The 13,425-nt window shown below is 55.9% G+C and carries 14 protein-coding genes and 1 pseudogene; 4 read left to right on the top strand and 11 right to left on the bottom strand.

The features are described from left to right. Positions 1 to 20 precede the first annotated feature (20 nt). A complete protein-coding gene (locus tag GF108_RS19900) occupies positions 21 to 641 on the bottom strand; it encodes a hypothetical protein (protein WP_153670075.1) in 621 nt (206 codons plus the stop codon). 306 nt (positions 642 to 947) lie between these two features. Further along, a complete protein-coding gene (locus tag GF108_RS19895; protein WP_153670074.1) occupies positions 948 to 1,535 on the bottom strand; it encodes a VOC family protein in 588 nt (195 codons plus the stop codon). A 145-nt stretch (positions 1,536 to 1,680) separates the two neighbouring features. On the opposite strand from GF108_RS19895, the gene GF108_RS19890 reads away from it, so the two are divergent. After that, entirely contained in the window at positions 1,681 to 2,136 is a 456-nt protein-coding gene (locus GF108_RS19890; protein WP_153670073.1) for a hypothetical protein, read from the top strand. Here GF108_RS19890 and GF108_RS19885 read toward each other — a convergent pair. The 6 genes and pseudogenes from GF108_RS19885 to GF108_RS19860 all read right to left on the bottom strand — a co-directional run bounded on the left by GF108_RS19885 (position 2,103) and on the right by GF108_RS19860 (position 8,400). After that, positions 2,103 to 3,014, bottom strand: coding sequence for a formylglycine-generating enzyme family protein (locus GF108_RS19885; RefSeq protein ID WP_153670295.1), 912 nt, complete (start codon positions 3,012 to 3,014; stop codon positions 2,103 to 2,105). The two genes, GF108_RS19890 and GF108_RS19885, sit on opposite strands and share 34 nt — an antisense overlap. Positions 3,015 to 3,118: 104 nt before the next feature. Next, the gene (locus GF108_RS19880) at positions 3,119 to 4,048 is read right to left on the bottom strand and encodes a DUF2950 domain-containing protein (protein ID WP_153670072.1); all 930 of its coding nucleotides are present in this window, start codon (positions 4,046 to 4,048) and stop codon (positions 3,119 to 3,121) included. A gap of 44 nt (positions 4,049 to 4,092) precedes the next feature. Continuing rightward, positions 4,093 to 5,535: a DUF3300 domain-containing protein gene (locus GF108_RS19875; protein WP_246664038.1), complete on the bottom strand. Its 1,443-nt coding sequence runs from the start codon at positions 5,533 to 5,535 to the stop codon at positions 4,093 to 4,095. Between the two features lie 47 nt (positions 5,536 to 5,582). Beyond that, positions 5,583 to 6,220, bottom strand: a pseudogene (locus GF108_RS19870) (HAD family hydrolase). A gap of 206 nt (positions 6,221 to 6,426) precedes the next feature. Next, positions 6,427 to 6,744: a hypothetical protein gene (locus GF108_RS19865; protein WP_210386109.1), complete on the bottom strand. Its 318-nt coding sequence runs from the start codon at positions 6,742 to 6,744 to the stop codon at positions 6,427 to 6,429. A 486-nt stretch (positions 6,745 to 7,230) separates the two neighbouring features. Next, entirely contained in the window at positions 7,231 to 8,400 is a 1,170-nt protein-coding gene (locus tag GF108_RS19860) for a zinc-dependent alcohol dehydrogenase (protein ID WP_153670070.1), read from the bottom strand. 283 nt (positions 8,401 to 8,683) lie between these two features. On the opposite strand from GF108_RS19860, the gene GF108_RS19855 reads away from it, so the two are divergent. Continuing rightward, positions 8,684 to 9,877 carry a succinylglutamate desuccinylase/aspartoacylase family protein gene (locus GF108_RS19855; protein ID WP_153670069.1) on the top strand — a complete coding sequence of 398 codons (1,194 nt, stop codon included), beginning with the start codon at positions 8,684 to 8,686 and terminating at the stop codon, positions 9,875 to 9,877. 33 nt (positions 9,878 to 9,910) lie between these two features. Here GF108_RS19855 and GF108_RS22805 read toward each other — a convergent pair whose 3' ends face one another. Further along, positions 9,911 to 10,237: a DUF982 domain-containing protein gene (locus tag GF108_RS22805; RefSeq protein WP_153670068.1), complete on the bottom strand. Its 327-nt coding sequence runs from the start codon at positions 10,235 to 10,237 to the stop codon at positions 9,911 to 9,913. Between the two features lie 324 nt (positions 10,238 to 10,561). Between GF108_RS22805 and GF108_RS19845 the strand changes: the two genes are divergently transcribed. Further along, entirely contained in the window at positions 10,562 to 10,819 is a 258-nt protein-coding gene (locus tag GF108_RS19845) for a GlsB/YeaQ/YmgE family stress response membrane protein (protein ID WP_091924058.1), read from the top strand. A 58-nt stretch (positions 10,820 to 10,877) separates the two neighbouring features. On the opposite strand, the gene GF108_RS19840 is transcribed toward GF108_RS19845, so the two are convergent. Further along, the gene (locus GF108_RS19840) at positions 10,878 to 11,264 is read right to left on the bottom strand and encodes a hypothetical protein (RefSeq protein WP_153670067.1); all 387 of its coding nucleotides are present in this window, start codon (positions 11,262 to 11,264) and stop codon (positions 10,878 to 10,880) included. 608 nt (positions 11,265 to 11,872) lie between these two features. On the opposite strand from GF108_RS19840, the gene GF108_RS19835 reads away from it, so the two are divergent. Further along, complete coding sequence (locus tag GF108_RS19835) at positions 11,873 to 12,136, top strand: hypothetical protein (RefSeq protein WP_153670066.1); 264 nt, start codon at positions 11,873 to 11,875, stop codon at positions 12,134 to 12,136. A gap of 376 nt (positions 12,137 to 12,512) precedes the next feature. Here the strand turns inward: GF108_RS19835 and GF108_RS19830 are convergent, their stop codons facing one another. Further along, positions 12,513 to 13,412 (bottom strand): sensor domain-containing diguanylate cyclase, encoded by a 900-nt coding sequence (locus tag GF108_RS19830; RefSeq protein ID WP_153670065.1) that lies wholly within the window; start codon positions 13,410 to 13,412, stop codon positions 12,513 to 12,515. Positions 13,413 to 13,425 lie beyond the last annotated feature (13 nt).

The following is a 13,425-nucleotide window of genomic DNA, read 5'->3' as shown; positions in this document are numbered from 1 at the left end:
CTGCCGTGCCTCTGTTTCGATTAGCGCTGCCGGTTGAAGGACCGTGCGACGACGATCTCGCCGGTCGTCTTGCGCTCGGTATGATAGGTCCCCCGCAATTTGTTTCTGTCTTCATCGAAATAGAGGTCGAGGTAGCACACGCCCTCATGCGGCATGCTGCGGCTGCGAAACTGCGCCTGGGGGTCGGTATCGTAGATATACCAGATACGAAACTTGCCGATCTGGTAGAAAGGCTTCAGGAAACATTGCGTCGTTTGCGACTTCGTTTCTCCGGACTTGAACGTAACCGACGTGGAGAAGAAACCCTGCCGTATGGCAATCGCGACTTGAATAGGCGGCACCTGAATTCCTGTCGCCGGATCGGAATAGGTCGAGACCACTTGGCCGGTCCATGTGCCATTGAGATTAGGAAAGGTGTGGCGCTGCAGCGAGGGAAGCCAATGCCAGGCGAGGCTCCAAATCAACTGTACCAGACCAGCAAGGATTGCCGCGGACACCAGAAATAAGAGCGACCACTTTTCAGGGGTCGCGGGCATGTCACCGAACACATATCCATATGCATTTTGGGCAAGGTAGAAGCTCAGCACCACGCCAGCGAGAACCAGGCCGAACTGATACTTCATCGGAACCAGCCGCCACATCTACACATCTCCCAAAGAAAAGGATTGGCAAGAATGCCTCATGGCGTTGTGTCTGATGTCGCCGCTGGACGCTCTTCTTCATAGTCAAGTTTTATCAACAGCCCGGTCATCGATTCCCCCAAAATCAGCCCCCACAAACTCTATGGAGGACCGATAAATGACAAGGCCGTTCGTTGCGATCGGGCTTGATATAGAAAACGTCGTTACCAGTCCGTGTATTCGTTGAATTGGCACCGGTGTCGATAACGCGCCGGCGGAACGTTCCGCGCTCGTCGTTTGGCAAACTGGCGTCATCCACGCCGCAAATCACCTCGGCAGTTCCTTGCCGGCCTGTTCGCGAACGATGTACTCAGCATACCAGTCTGCCCAATTCTCATCATGCCGACCGCCATCACGTTTCTCGTGTTCGCCGTGTGCAGCGGCTGCCCGTCGCAGGGCGGCAGCAAGCTCGATGGACGAGTTGAATATGGTATTGTTGGTGTCCACGCGCCCGGGCAGGCGTGAGGTGACTTCCTGCACGAGCCAGCTATTGCCGTCAGGATCGCCGAACGATGCGAAGGAAGCATAACTGCGTCGCTCCGGGTCCGGGCCGCTGACCCGGTCTGGACCGTCGCCACGATGGAACACGTCGCTGACGTCGACGCCGCGCCTGGCAATATCGGCGCGCGCCGTTTCGATGTCGGAAACGACCAGGAAAAGGCTGGATGAGGCGCCGAGGTGGATAGAACTTGGCGAACCGGGTGGGGTGAATTGCACGGCTCGTGATCCGTCGCTCCTGATGAAGTCGGCATCGAGCCGCCAACCCAGGCGCGAGTAAAACTCCTTCGAGCGATCGACATCCGAAACAGGTAGGACGACGACTTCAAGCTTCATGTCTTTGCCTGCGTTTGCCATGGTTCCCTCCCTGGTGCGGCTTCAGTGTTGCTCAGGCGGTTAAATCGACATTCTAGTACGACCATCAAGGGCGTTGATTCTCAGGTTCGCCACGATACGATTGTGGCGGTTCGCAAATTGCGCGATCCGCTGAATATCCGCTTTGATGGCTATTTGCTTCGAGCGCCCGTTACTGCCACTCTGGATAATATTGCAAAATATTGAGCGAACTAGGAAAAATATGTTTAGCCCGCGTTCCGTTTTAACAAGCTTGTTGCTGCTTTCACTCGCCTCGGCCAATGCGCTGGCTGCTCGATGGGTTGCCACGGATGATAAAGGATTGGGTGTTTACAAGGCCGGCAATCAAGCGACCGGCCAAATCACTATCGTATGCGATCCTGACAATGGATGGGCGATGGACGAAAACACCCCGAGCCGTCAGTTCTTTTTCTTCGCGACACTTCACAATCAACAGCTCGTCGGGGAAGCGATTTCAGTGACGGCCGGCGACTCGCTACAAGCACCATTGCGGCATAAGACGTATTATGGAACTAACGCGCAGCCGGCCGCAAGTCGCGTTCGATCCGGCTATGGCCTGACGATGCAGCGGAAACCGATATGAGTCGTCGCCGATTCCTCCTGCTGCGCGTGGCGTGCTGCCGGCCGATAGCGGCGGCAGTAATTTGGCGCGCAAAGGTGCGAACCGCCTTTTACAACCCGGCGGGCAATCTTGATTTCTGGTTGATTGGGATCAAAGCTCGCCTGCGCTTCGGCACGCCGTGGATTTTCCGGAATGCAACAGGCCTTCGCGGCCGGCTCCGGATGGGCATCCGACCAATAGTCTACTGTCCACTCCCAGACATTGCCGACCATGTCATGAATGCCATAGCCGTTGGCCGGGAAATGCCCCACCGGTGAGGTTCGGTAGAATCCGTCCTCTTCGAGGTTCTCGTTGGGAAAACGGCCCTGCCACGTGTTCGCCATGTGTTGGCCATTGGGGATAAATTCGCTTCCCCAGGCATACTCCGCAGCCTCCAGTCCACCCCGCGCGGCAAGTTCCCATTCGGCTTCGGTCGGAAGTTCCTTGCCCGCCCAGGCCGCGTACGCCTTGGCGTCATCATAGGCGACGTGGACGACGGGATGGTCAAGGATGCTGGCGATGCTGGTTTTGCGGCCATAGGGATGGCGCCAGCTTGCGCCAAGCAGGTAGTTCCACCATTGATAGATATCAGGCTTGCTGACGATGTGCGACGGCGCGATGAAGACCATCGAACCCGCCCGGAGGTTTTTCTGCGCCGCACCGGGATAGTCCGCGGCAACCGGCTTTTTCTCCGCGACAGTCACATGCCCGGTAGCATTGACAAACTCGAGGAACTGCCTGTTCGTCACCGGCATGATATCGATCCAGAACCCGTCAACGTATACGGGATGCGCTGGCGCCTCTTCCGGATAATGGTCGTTGGATCCCATCAGGAATGTCTTCGCGTCGATGCGTACCATACCTGCCCGGCTTGTGGCGTCGTTCCGTTGTGCGGCAGCGCTTGGTTGAGTAAGCGTGCTTTCGCTGCGAGCAACTTGTTTGCCAATGCGCACCCTGGCTTCACTCATTCTTCGACTTCCTCCCAGGTCTTGTCGGGATTGAAGACGTTGATTTGCTTGACCAGCTTGGCGGTTTGCGGGCCAAGCTCCTTTTCATAGACCGTGCCGTGATGACTGACGACAAAGGTCATCACACCGGTCTCGCCATAGATTGCCGGCCAGGCGATCAAGGCATGTCCGGCAATCATGTTGCCGTTGATGACGAAATCGTATTTGTCACCGGCAATATTGCTGCCTTGCGATTTGAGGATGCGATAGCGATAGCCGAAATAGCCATGGTCCGATGCGGCTGCACCCTCGACCTTGGCCGGATCGGCAAAGCTGCCGGCTGGACTTTCTTCGCCGCCATCAGATTTCCAATAGAGGCCGTCCTGTTTTCCGGGCTCGCTGATGAGTTTTTGCGCAAATTCAAGAACGCCGTCCCCATCATGATCTTCCTCGGCGTAGGTATCCTGGGCGCGAACTTCATCGCGAGCCGTCTGGATCGCCTGCAACTCGTTTTCGCCTATCCGGCGGGAGAGGATTTCCTCAAGACCTGCAACCGTGTCGAACTGCCATCCCACATCGTGCTTCACCAGTGGAAACGGAAACGGCCAGACACGGCTGCCCAGGATGACTTCCTTGGCGCCGTCATCGCGATCTTTCAGTTCCGTGCGTTCCTTCGATGCCTGCTGCAGTTCCGCGAGACGCTCGCCCAAATCTTCCGATTTCCTGGCCTGTTCGGCATTCAGTCCGAGCAATTTTGCCAGAGCGTCGACATCCTTGGCTTCCAGCCCCTTCTTCAGCGCATCGAGCGCCTCGCCCGGATCCTTGAAGGTTTCTGCCTCCGGGCCGACGAAGCGCTGGAGCGACTGCTCCGCCGCGAACGACGTCGTCACGGGCAGCGCTGCAAGCACTACCGCGAGGACGAACATTTTCAGAGTTGTGCGATACATTTTGAAATCCCTTCAAAACGAAACTCGGTTGGCATCGTTCGAGCTTAACGGCGCCCGCCGCCTCGACCACCGCCACCTCGGCCGCCGCCCTGCCGTCCGCCTCCACCGCCATGGGAAATGCGCGGTCCGCCGCCGCCGTGCCCGACCCTCGCTCCGCCGCCGACATTGCGGCTGACATTGCCACGCTGCGATGCAATGCGCGTGCCGCGGCCGGCACCGTAGTTGCCCAGCGCGCTTGGCTGCCTCGGACGGTTGTCAATGCGCCCGGCCGCCCTGTTGGTCGGACGGTTGGCATTCTTGAGCTGCCCGCCCGCATTGCCCGGTCGGTTGGCGACCTTGTCCCGGTCGATATTAGCGATCTTGCCTCCCGCATTGCCGGGTCGGTCCCGATTGGCGACCTGACCCGTGTTCGGGCGATTGGCTCCTGCTCTCTGCCCGATATCGCGGTTTGCAACCTGCCCCTGAACCTTATTGGCGATGTTGCCGCCGCCTTTTTGCTTAAGGCCTTGTTGCACGTCGCGCCGGATATCGCTGGCCTGGATCTTGGATTTCGCGCCGGCCAGGTTACCCGTCCGCTCGCGGTTCTGCAGATTGTTTTTCACATCGAGGCGGTTGCCCCGATTCTCGCGAATGTTATTGGCGACGGAATCACGATCGAAATTGAACTTGTTCCTGTCGAAGTTGAGGTTGTTGATGTTGTTCCTGTCGAAGTTGAAGTCGTTGCGGTTGATGTTGTCGATGTCGATATCGATGTCATCGCCGCCCCAGGAATGCCAGTTGTCCCAATCCACCGCTGCGCCAAAGACCGCACCGGTGATAAAGCCGCTCCAATAGGGAGCGTAAGGATAATAATAGGAAGGATACGGGTCGCCGTAGACGATCGGCGCGGTCGCGACATAGGTCGGGTTGGTCAAAATGACCGGATCGTAGGTCGGAACGTAGGTTACTTCCTTTTGCGCCGGCCGGATGATGACATTGTCATTCTTCGTTTCGACGATCACCTTGCTGTCCGATTTGATCGTGCCGTCCGCTACCGCCTTGTCACGCAACTGCTGAATTGCGACGAGGACATCCTTCTGCTGGTTGGCGACAGCTTCGCCAAGCTGTTCGGTCCACTCGAGATCGTCGTTCATCATGGTCAGAACGGTCGGATAATTGAGCAGGGAAACGATACTGCCATCCCAACTGGAATCGGGCTTCAGCTCGGGCTTGCTTTTGACCTGGTCCATGAACCGGGCGGCCTGCACAATCTGCAATGGATTGACTGTTGCGGAGAGCACCAGCGCGACAAGGTCATCGGGATAAAGGGCGATGCGCGCAACAAGCGTTTCCAGTTCGTCCTCCGTCAGCAAGGATGGCTCTTCAATCGCGGCCGTCGCCGTTGCCGGCGCAGGTTGGGTTTGAGCCAAGGCGCTGCACCATGGTGCCGACGACAGCATCAGGGCGGCCGTTGCGATGACAGCAATCGCATTCCTGTGAAATGGCATCATGGTTCTCCTCACATTCTGGTTGGCCTGATCGGCACAAGTCCAACCTATTCGGGATAGATGCTTTTCCAATCGGTCTTCATGCTGACGATGGTCCATCCTCGCTTCGGACCCTCGTCCAGACCACGGTCGAGGCGGCCAAAGTGTGACTTGCGATCATAGGCGTATTCTCGTTCTCCGTCATCGTGGTGAACAAGAAGCCCAGCCGCCGGCCGGAACCGGATGTCGTCCATTCCAGCATTTCGAAGTCACCGTCGGAATTGCCGAACGCTGCAATCGGCTGCCGCCCGATGAATCTGTTGATGCCAACCGGCTTGCCTGCCTTATCGTCGATGAAGTCGATCTCCGGCAGGCGGATGATTACAGGCTTCCCGTCACGAACTTCGTATTTGGTCTTGATACTTGATCCTATTACATTCTCGGCTGGTATCCCATAGACTTTGTCAGTCCAGGGACGCATGAAATCAATACCACCGCCGGATACGATGAACACCTTGAAGCCGTTCTGTTTCAGATAGTCGATGACCTCGAGCATAGGCTGGAAGATGAGCGAGGTGTACGGTTTGTCGAGTTTGGGATGACGTGCCTTGGCGATCTGGGGGTGTAACCTTCGCCCAAGCGTGACTTCCGTCGCGGCACTTGCTTCGAGGCCGGCCGGTGCAGCGCAGCGCCAATATTGAGCCAGGAGCGAATGTGAGAATGTTCTTTCTCGCTGCGCGCGCGATCGACGCGCGACCGAAAGCGCGCCCTCCGCACGGGCGTGTTACCTCAGTCGTCTTCACCGGTGAAGATCGAAATCCCGATGAAGCATGATGCGAAGGGGCTGCCGGCTGTATCACCTCTGATTGCGACGGCTTGAGCAAGATCGATCAAGCCTTGGCGGCGAAGCGCTCAACCTCCAGTGCATTCGGACAGCACGGCCCGGCCAACGCCCCACGATAGCTTCCCCTGCACGATACTCAGCGTCTGTCGGCCATTCGAAAAAGTCGTTCCTTCTGGCCCCATGGAGGGCAGCTCGACCGCTGTCGCGCCGTTGACGGATACCGAAGCGCGATCGCCGAGGAGACGTACTGCCAGATGCGTGCCGTCCTCGCACTTGTAGTTGCTGATCGGATAGGGGTTGCCCGCGCCCACCGACGCTCCAGGCGTGGATGGCTCACTGCTTACAAGCATCAAGGCGCTGATTGCCGCGATCGATAGATGACCCAACGTGATAGTCCTCCAAACTGGATCGAGCGTAGATGAAATAGAGAATGATGTCTTCTCTGGAGGACGAGCCGCGCCGATATTCACCCACGGCCTCACCAAAAAGGTCAAGCAACGTACGGAATTGTCTTCAATCGCCATGGAAGCGCTCCCATCGTCCGCCACGGTACGTAATTTTCTCGCACGCTGGGCTAGTTTCCGCTCGCGTTGAACAATCTCCACAGCATGGTTTTGGCATCAACGTGAGGCAAAGAAGCTCGTGATTGTGCCGACGCGCGCGATCGTGCTGGCGATCGTCAATCGACGATTATGAAATATCTAATCTCGAAGTACGTTGTAAGCCAAGGGCCGGTCCCTGCGGTCTCACTGTACCGCCAATCCGTCAAAGTAAAACGCATTGGTTGGAACCGACCGAAGTGGCGGGCTTGCGTTAATTTTAGTCAAGAAACACGCGGGCCCGTCTAGGTCCTCATGATGTGCGGCACAGTACTATGGACGCAGCACCACCTTGATTACGCCATCCTCTTTGTCGCGGAATTTCTTGTACATTTCAGGCGCATCTTCCAGTGCCGAGGGATGTGTAACGACAAAGCTCGGATCTATTTCGCCAGCCTCGATCTTCTCCAGCAACGGTTTCGTATATTTCTGAACGTGTGTCTGCCCCATCTTGAAGGTCAACCCTTTGTTCATCGCGGCACCAAGTGGAATCTTGTCACCCATACCGACGTACACACCCGGTATCGAGACGGTTCCGCCCTTGCGGCAGCTAATGATGGCTTCGCGAAGGACGTGGACCCGATCAGTAGCAAGGTAGGTCGCGGCCTTGACCTTGTCGATTATTGCGTCCGTCGCACCATGGCCGGAGGCCTCGCAGCCGACAGCATCAATACAGCTATCAGGTCCGCGCTTGTCGGTCCTTGCCATCAACTCGTCGTAGACATCCGTCTTGGAAAAATCGATCGTCTCTGCTCCACCCTCTTCGGCCATCGCAAGCCTTTCCGGAACTTCGTCGATCGCAATAACCCGCCCAGCGCCCATCATCAGCGCGGAGCGGATGGCGAACTGACCAACCGGTCCGCATCCCCAAATCGCAACCGTATCACCCGGCTCGATCTGCGCATTTTCAGCGGCCATGTATCCGGTCGGGAAAATATCGGACAAAAACAGGGCCTGTTCGTCCGTCACGCTGTCGGGAATCTTGATAGGCCCGATATCCGCCATCGGAACGCGCAGATATTCCGCCTGGCCGCCACTATATCCACCAAGCATGTGACTGAACCCGAATAGGCCTGCGGGCGAGTGCCCCATGGCTTTGACAGCCATTTCAGCGTTGGGATTGGTGCGATCGCAACACGAGAACATTCCGTGCTTGCAAAACCAGCATTCGCCGCAGCTGATTGTAAAAGGTACAACAACGCGATCACCAATTTTCAGATTGGTGACGTCAGAACCAAGCTCAATAACCTCACCCATGTTCTCGTGGCCGAGAATGTCGCCTTTTTCCATTGTGGGCTGGTAGCCGTCGAGCAGATGCAGATCGGACCCGCATATCGCACAACGGGTTATCTTGATGATCGCATCACGTGGATGTTCAATCTTGGGATCGGGAACAGTGTCAATTCGGACATCGCCCTTTCCATGCCAGCAAAGTGCACGCATGTCGGTAGCTCCTATCGTTTAAGAGCTAACCTTCTCAAACAGTAGTCGTTCCGCCTTATGAATTAATTTTCCCGGCACTCGCAAAGCGCCGGGCGCCAGTCAATTTGGTTGGCTGTTCTTTGCTTTTGGACCTACCCCACCACTTTTACACCTCCGCATAGCTCCACAGAAATAATGCAACTTTTCGAGTAGCTGGTTGTGGTTTAGGTTGCGGAAGATACCTGTGACCACGTGTACGTAATTGTTCTTACGCAGTTTCTCAGATGACAAAGGACGATTCCTCATGTCGTACAAATCGAAAGGCCGCCTCGATCGCCGCGATTTCATGATCGCATCCATTGCCACAGTCGGCGCGTCGGCTGCGCTCGCCGTCAACGCTGGCGCTGCGGATGCTCAGGCTGCAGCCACACCCCCTGCCAATCCGGCATCTGGAACCGTCTACACTGGCGATGTTATCGAAGGCAAAAAGGTCATCAGTGCGCTCGACGTCAATGACCTGGAGCCAGGCAAGAAGCACCTTTTATATTTTCAGGGTGTTGAGATGCCGACTGGACAGCATTGGTATGTGTCTGTGACGGTGGCCAAGGGAGCAAAACCCGGGAAGCGCGGCATCCTGACAAGTGGCGTGCACGGTGATGAGATGAGTTCTGTGCATACGGTCCAGACAGTGATGAACCAGCTCAATCCTGCGGAAATGTCGGGTACTGTGATGGCGGTCACCGACATCTCCCGTCCCGCCCTGGAAAGCATGCAGCGGAGATGGCCCAATCAGGGCAGAGGCATCGATCTCATCGATATGAATCGCGAGTGGCCCGGGAACGAGAACGGTGCCACCGCACCCAGCCGGCACGCCGGGCTTTTGTTCAACCGGCTGTTGCGGCCGAATGCCGACTTCGCGATCGATTTTCACACCGGGACAACTGGATTTGAAGTCACTGCATTTAACCTCGGCGGCATGGATGTGCCGGAGGTCAAGGCGATGGTGGAGCTCTACCCAGTCGGTCAGATTTTCGACAATCACGTTTATCCCGGCGTTCTGCACAACGCGTTCATGGACGTGGGCATTCCGTCGTTTACCCCGGAAATCGGTGCTGCGCGCGTCCTCGACAGGGAGATGAGCTCCCTCTTCGTCGAAGGCACTACGAACGTCCTCAAGCATCATGGCATCATCGCCGGGCCAATGGGGCGTACAGGCAAGGATGTGACCGTCTTTGTCGGTAACAGCGCGTTCCCGGTCCTGGCGACCGCAGGCGGGCTGGTTGAGCATTTGGTCAAACTTAACGACAAAGTTGAAGCCGGACAAAAAGTGGCCATCCAGCGTAATAGCTTCGGCGAGGTTGTTGCGGAGTATACGAGCAGCGTTGCCGGTGAGATAACAGGCCAGCGCAGCGATGCAATGTCGGAGCCCGGAAACCCCTTGGTATTCATTCTTTTCAATAAATCGGTGCCCGAGGGCGTTGAGTCCTATCCAGAGTAATCGAAGCCGGTCGGCACGTTACTTTGCGCATAGTCAACTACGACGTGCCGCCTTCCGCTTTCCCCACTTTATCTCTGGCTTGCCGGTATAGGCCGTCCGCAAGGGTTCGGCTTCCATATAAATGCCGGCTTCCCTCGCGGCTTCTATAAAGGCAACACGTGCCACGGTGGCCGAACAACTGCCTTCAAGGCACTTGAGCAATATTTCCCGTGCCATTAGGTGCTTCGGGCCGGTCTCATCCGGCCACTGCTCGAGCACGAACCTTGCAGCGTCAAAGGCAGATGACACGCTAACAAGCTGGCCCGGCTGCCTTCCGAACACCTGCACTCGCTGGAATGCCCTGTAATCCTCGTAATCCATGGCCGGGAATATAGGGCCGGTGCTTGGGGATTCCGAATCAATCAATTTATTTATTGTGGTTCGGGCAGGCCACGCGTTTACGAGCGTACAGTCAGAACTTGCAGCAACTGGTCAACTCGTTACCGCCGAGCGTCCACCATTTAAGTCCGACAAGCGGCTCCCTGAGCGCGAACAACCTGAATCCTCTACGCTTAGCGTCGGAAGTTCGAGCGCCAAGCTAATGGGACACCCGAGCCGACTGTAAACAATCTCTGTTTACTGGGAACCACGCGAGCTCCCCCGGGGTTGTTGTCCGCAACTTTTAGCGAAAGTTTGGAAAAAATTATGGAAAGTGCGGGAATTGGCTGGATTGCAGCAATCATAATCGGTGGACTGGCGGGCTGGCTGGCGGAGATGTTCATGAAAAGCCAAATGGGCTTGGTTATGAACGTTGTCCTCGGCATTGTCGGGGCCGTAATCGCCAACGCAATCCTTTCGGTGTTTGGGGTGGTGCTGGGCGGTTGGTTGGGATACTTGGTCGCTGGCTTCATCGGCGCGTGTATTTTGATTGCGGTCGCCAGGATGTTTCGAAGGAACACATAAATAAGTATCCGGAGGTTTTATAACCCTCCGGATACTCCATAACTTTCCTCGAGAAGGATCAATGTTCGTAAATCCGACGCTCGCGCACCGGAGCATAATCTTTATCACTCTTCAACCGTTCCGACGCTACATCGTAGACCGCGTCGGCAACACCGACCGCTTGGTCGTAGGCGTCCGTTGCTACTTCCTTACCTTTTTCCAATAACTCGTCAGCCTTTTGCGAAACGCTTTCCTTGACGCGCTCGGCAGCATCGCCGACTACTTTGTCTTCCACCTCTGTAGGGGGAAGTGCCGCGCCGATAGCTGCGCCTACGGCAAAGGCAAGCGCACCTCCGACGAGCGGTTGGTCTCGGAAATGGGAAACGATCGTTTCGTTAAGAACACTGGTCTGATTGCGCACCGAAGCACCCGCCGCCTGGGTTTTCTCTCCCAGCCGTTCGCGCATGTTCGCTCGTCTTACCAGATATTCCGGCCGCGGTATCGCTTACTTGATCCCATGTGTCCGAAAGCCAGTCGGCGGCGCTGTCCCACAAGTCCCCCTTCGAAGCTTGTCTCGTTTTCGACGACACCGGTCAATGGGGTGCTCGGTCGTTCTTCAGAGTGGGCGGAATCGTACTGGTCTGTTGGGTTGTCTTGCATCGATAAATCTCCCGGAAAATGGGGTGAAGCTATGAAGCTCGAACAGCAAGCCCACCTTTTTGTTCCGGACACGGCCTCTTTAACATTTGAGGGTAGGCGTCAGGACTGTCTACTGTAAGACGAAGCCTGACGAAATTTTCCGTCAGAAATTCTATGTTAATCAGGCGAGCAATGTTTCTCCTATCCGTCTAATGACCATCAGTTGTCTTCACGCAGAGTCGCAAAAGGAAGCCCCCGCATTCTAGTGCGGCCGTCAGTTCCAGCTGCACCATCGCAGAAAGACCAGGCATGCTTGAAGCGTTCAGGCGTCAACCGATTAGGCTCGAGTTGGAATTATCCTCCCACCGCAGAGACAACCAACATCGAATGTTATACAGTGCCCTTTCGGGTGGGGAGCCTGGAAGGGAGAGGTCGATGCCTACAATTATGGTCCATCATGAGGTCAAGGATACTCAACACTGGCTTGCCTCACCAAAGCGCGAAGAAGTTTTCGCAGGAGTTGGCGTCACGAACATCCGTACGTTTGTTGATCCCCAGAAGTCAAACCGGGTCGGCTTGGTAATGGATGTTGCGGATATGGATCGATTGACGGCCTTTATGCAAACTGAACCGGCCGCAGATGCTATGAAGTATGACGGCGTAATACCGGAGACGTTGGTTTTCCTCGTCCAATCGTAGGGACAGGCTGCACTTACCGATACGAGCCCGGTGTCCTCAATAAAAAGCTAGTGTTCGTATTTTGTTTGGTACGATGGCAAAAGCCCACGAGTGATCATTCAGAATGTCCGCTTTAGCGCCAAATGCCGTTACTATGCGATGACCGCTAAGCCCTGATGTCGGCCGTAGAGGTCAGTTTTGCCACCGCCTGAAAGCAGACTTGCCGACGACCACCCTGGAGGTCGCGGTTGCGTCAATGGCGACACTGCCTTGTGTCCGCTTTGAGAAACTTGCTGCCCAATGGACGAGGCTCGTTTACGCGAATACCGAATATTTGTCCCCCTACACGACAATACCGAATCGCGATTGTTCGACGCAATAATGCGTCTAGTCCACTTTAAAAAGCTTTTACACAATTTCTGCCCGCATGCTTTGCTGCATACAGAGCGGCGTCCGCCCGCCCTAGGGCAACGCCAATATCAGCGTCGTCGAAGGAGATCTCCGTCACGCCAATACTCGCGGTTAAGCCAATGCTGCTTTCGCCGTTGGGTATAAGTGTTTCCAGCACGCGGCTACGCAGCTTTTCGGCGACAATTAAGGCATCCTCCAAGGTTGCACCCGAGATCAGCGCTACGAATTCTTCACCGCCAAAACGTGCGAATAAATCAATCTGGCGAATTGTTTCCGCGCAAGCTCTGCTGATAGAGCGCAGCACAGTGTCACCGATTGCGTGCCCAAACGTGTCGTTCACCGCTTTAAAATGATCGAGGTCGATCATCATTACCGAGGCCGGTGTACCGAATCGTCGCTTATGAGCGATTTCCTTGTTTGCAAATTCCAGAAAATAGCGGCGATTGGGCAATCCTGTGAGGGTGTCCGTGGCCGCAAAGCGGGCCAAATCAATCTCAAGCTCCTTACGCGCGGTAATGTTTTCGTGTGAGATGACTGCACCGCCTTGTTCAACATCCAGTGGCGTTACACGTCCCAAAAACCATCGAAAGCTTGTCGGCGAGTGACAGGGATACTCCATCTGAAACAACTGAGCGTCTCCGACCAGGACAGACTGCATGCCAAATGCAAATCCCTCAGCTTCCTGCGAACCAGGACCTTCGGCGTTCTGACATACTTTCAAATAGTCTTCGCCGACGTCGGAGCGATATGGAGGCAACGAATTCGCGGCCCGGAAGTTTCGCCAAGCTTGGTTCACAGCGATAATCTTCCCGTTCTTGTCCACAACACAGATGTGCGATGTCAGCGCATCCAGCACTGCAGCAGCAAATCCTCTTGTTTGTAGCATTGATGTCGTCCTC

This window comes from Phyllobacterium sp. SYP-B3895 (genome assembly GCF_009647635.1).
Classification (GTDB): Bacteria; Pseudomonadota; Alphaproteobacteria; order Rhizobiales; family Rhizobiaceae; genus Phyllobacterium; species Phyllobacterium pellucidum.
This window is presented reverse-complemented; position numbering and strand designations above follow the sequence as displayed.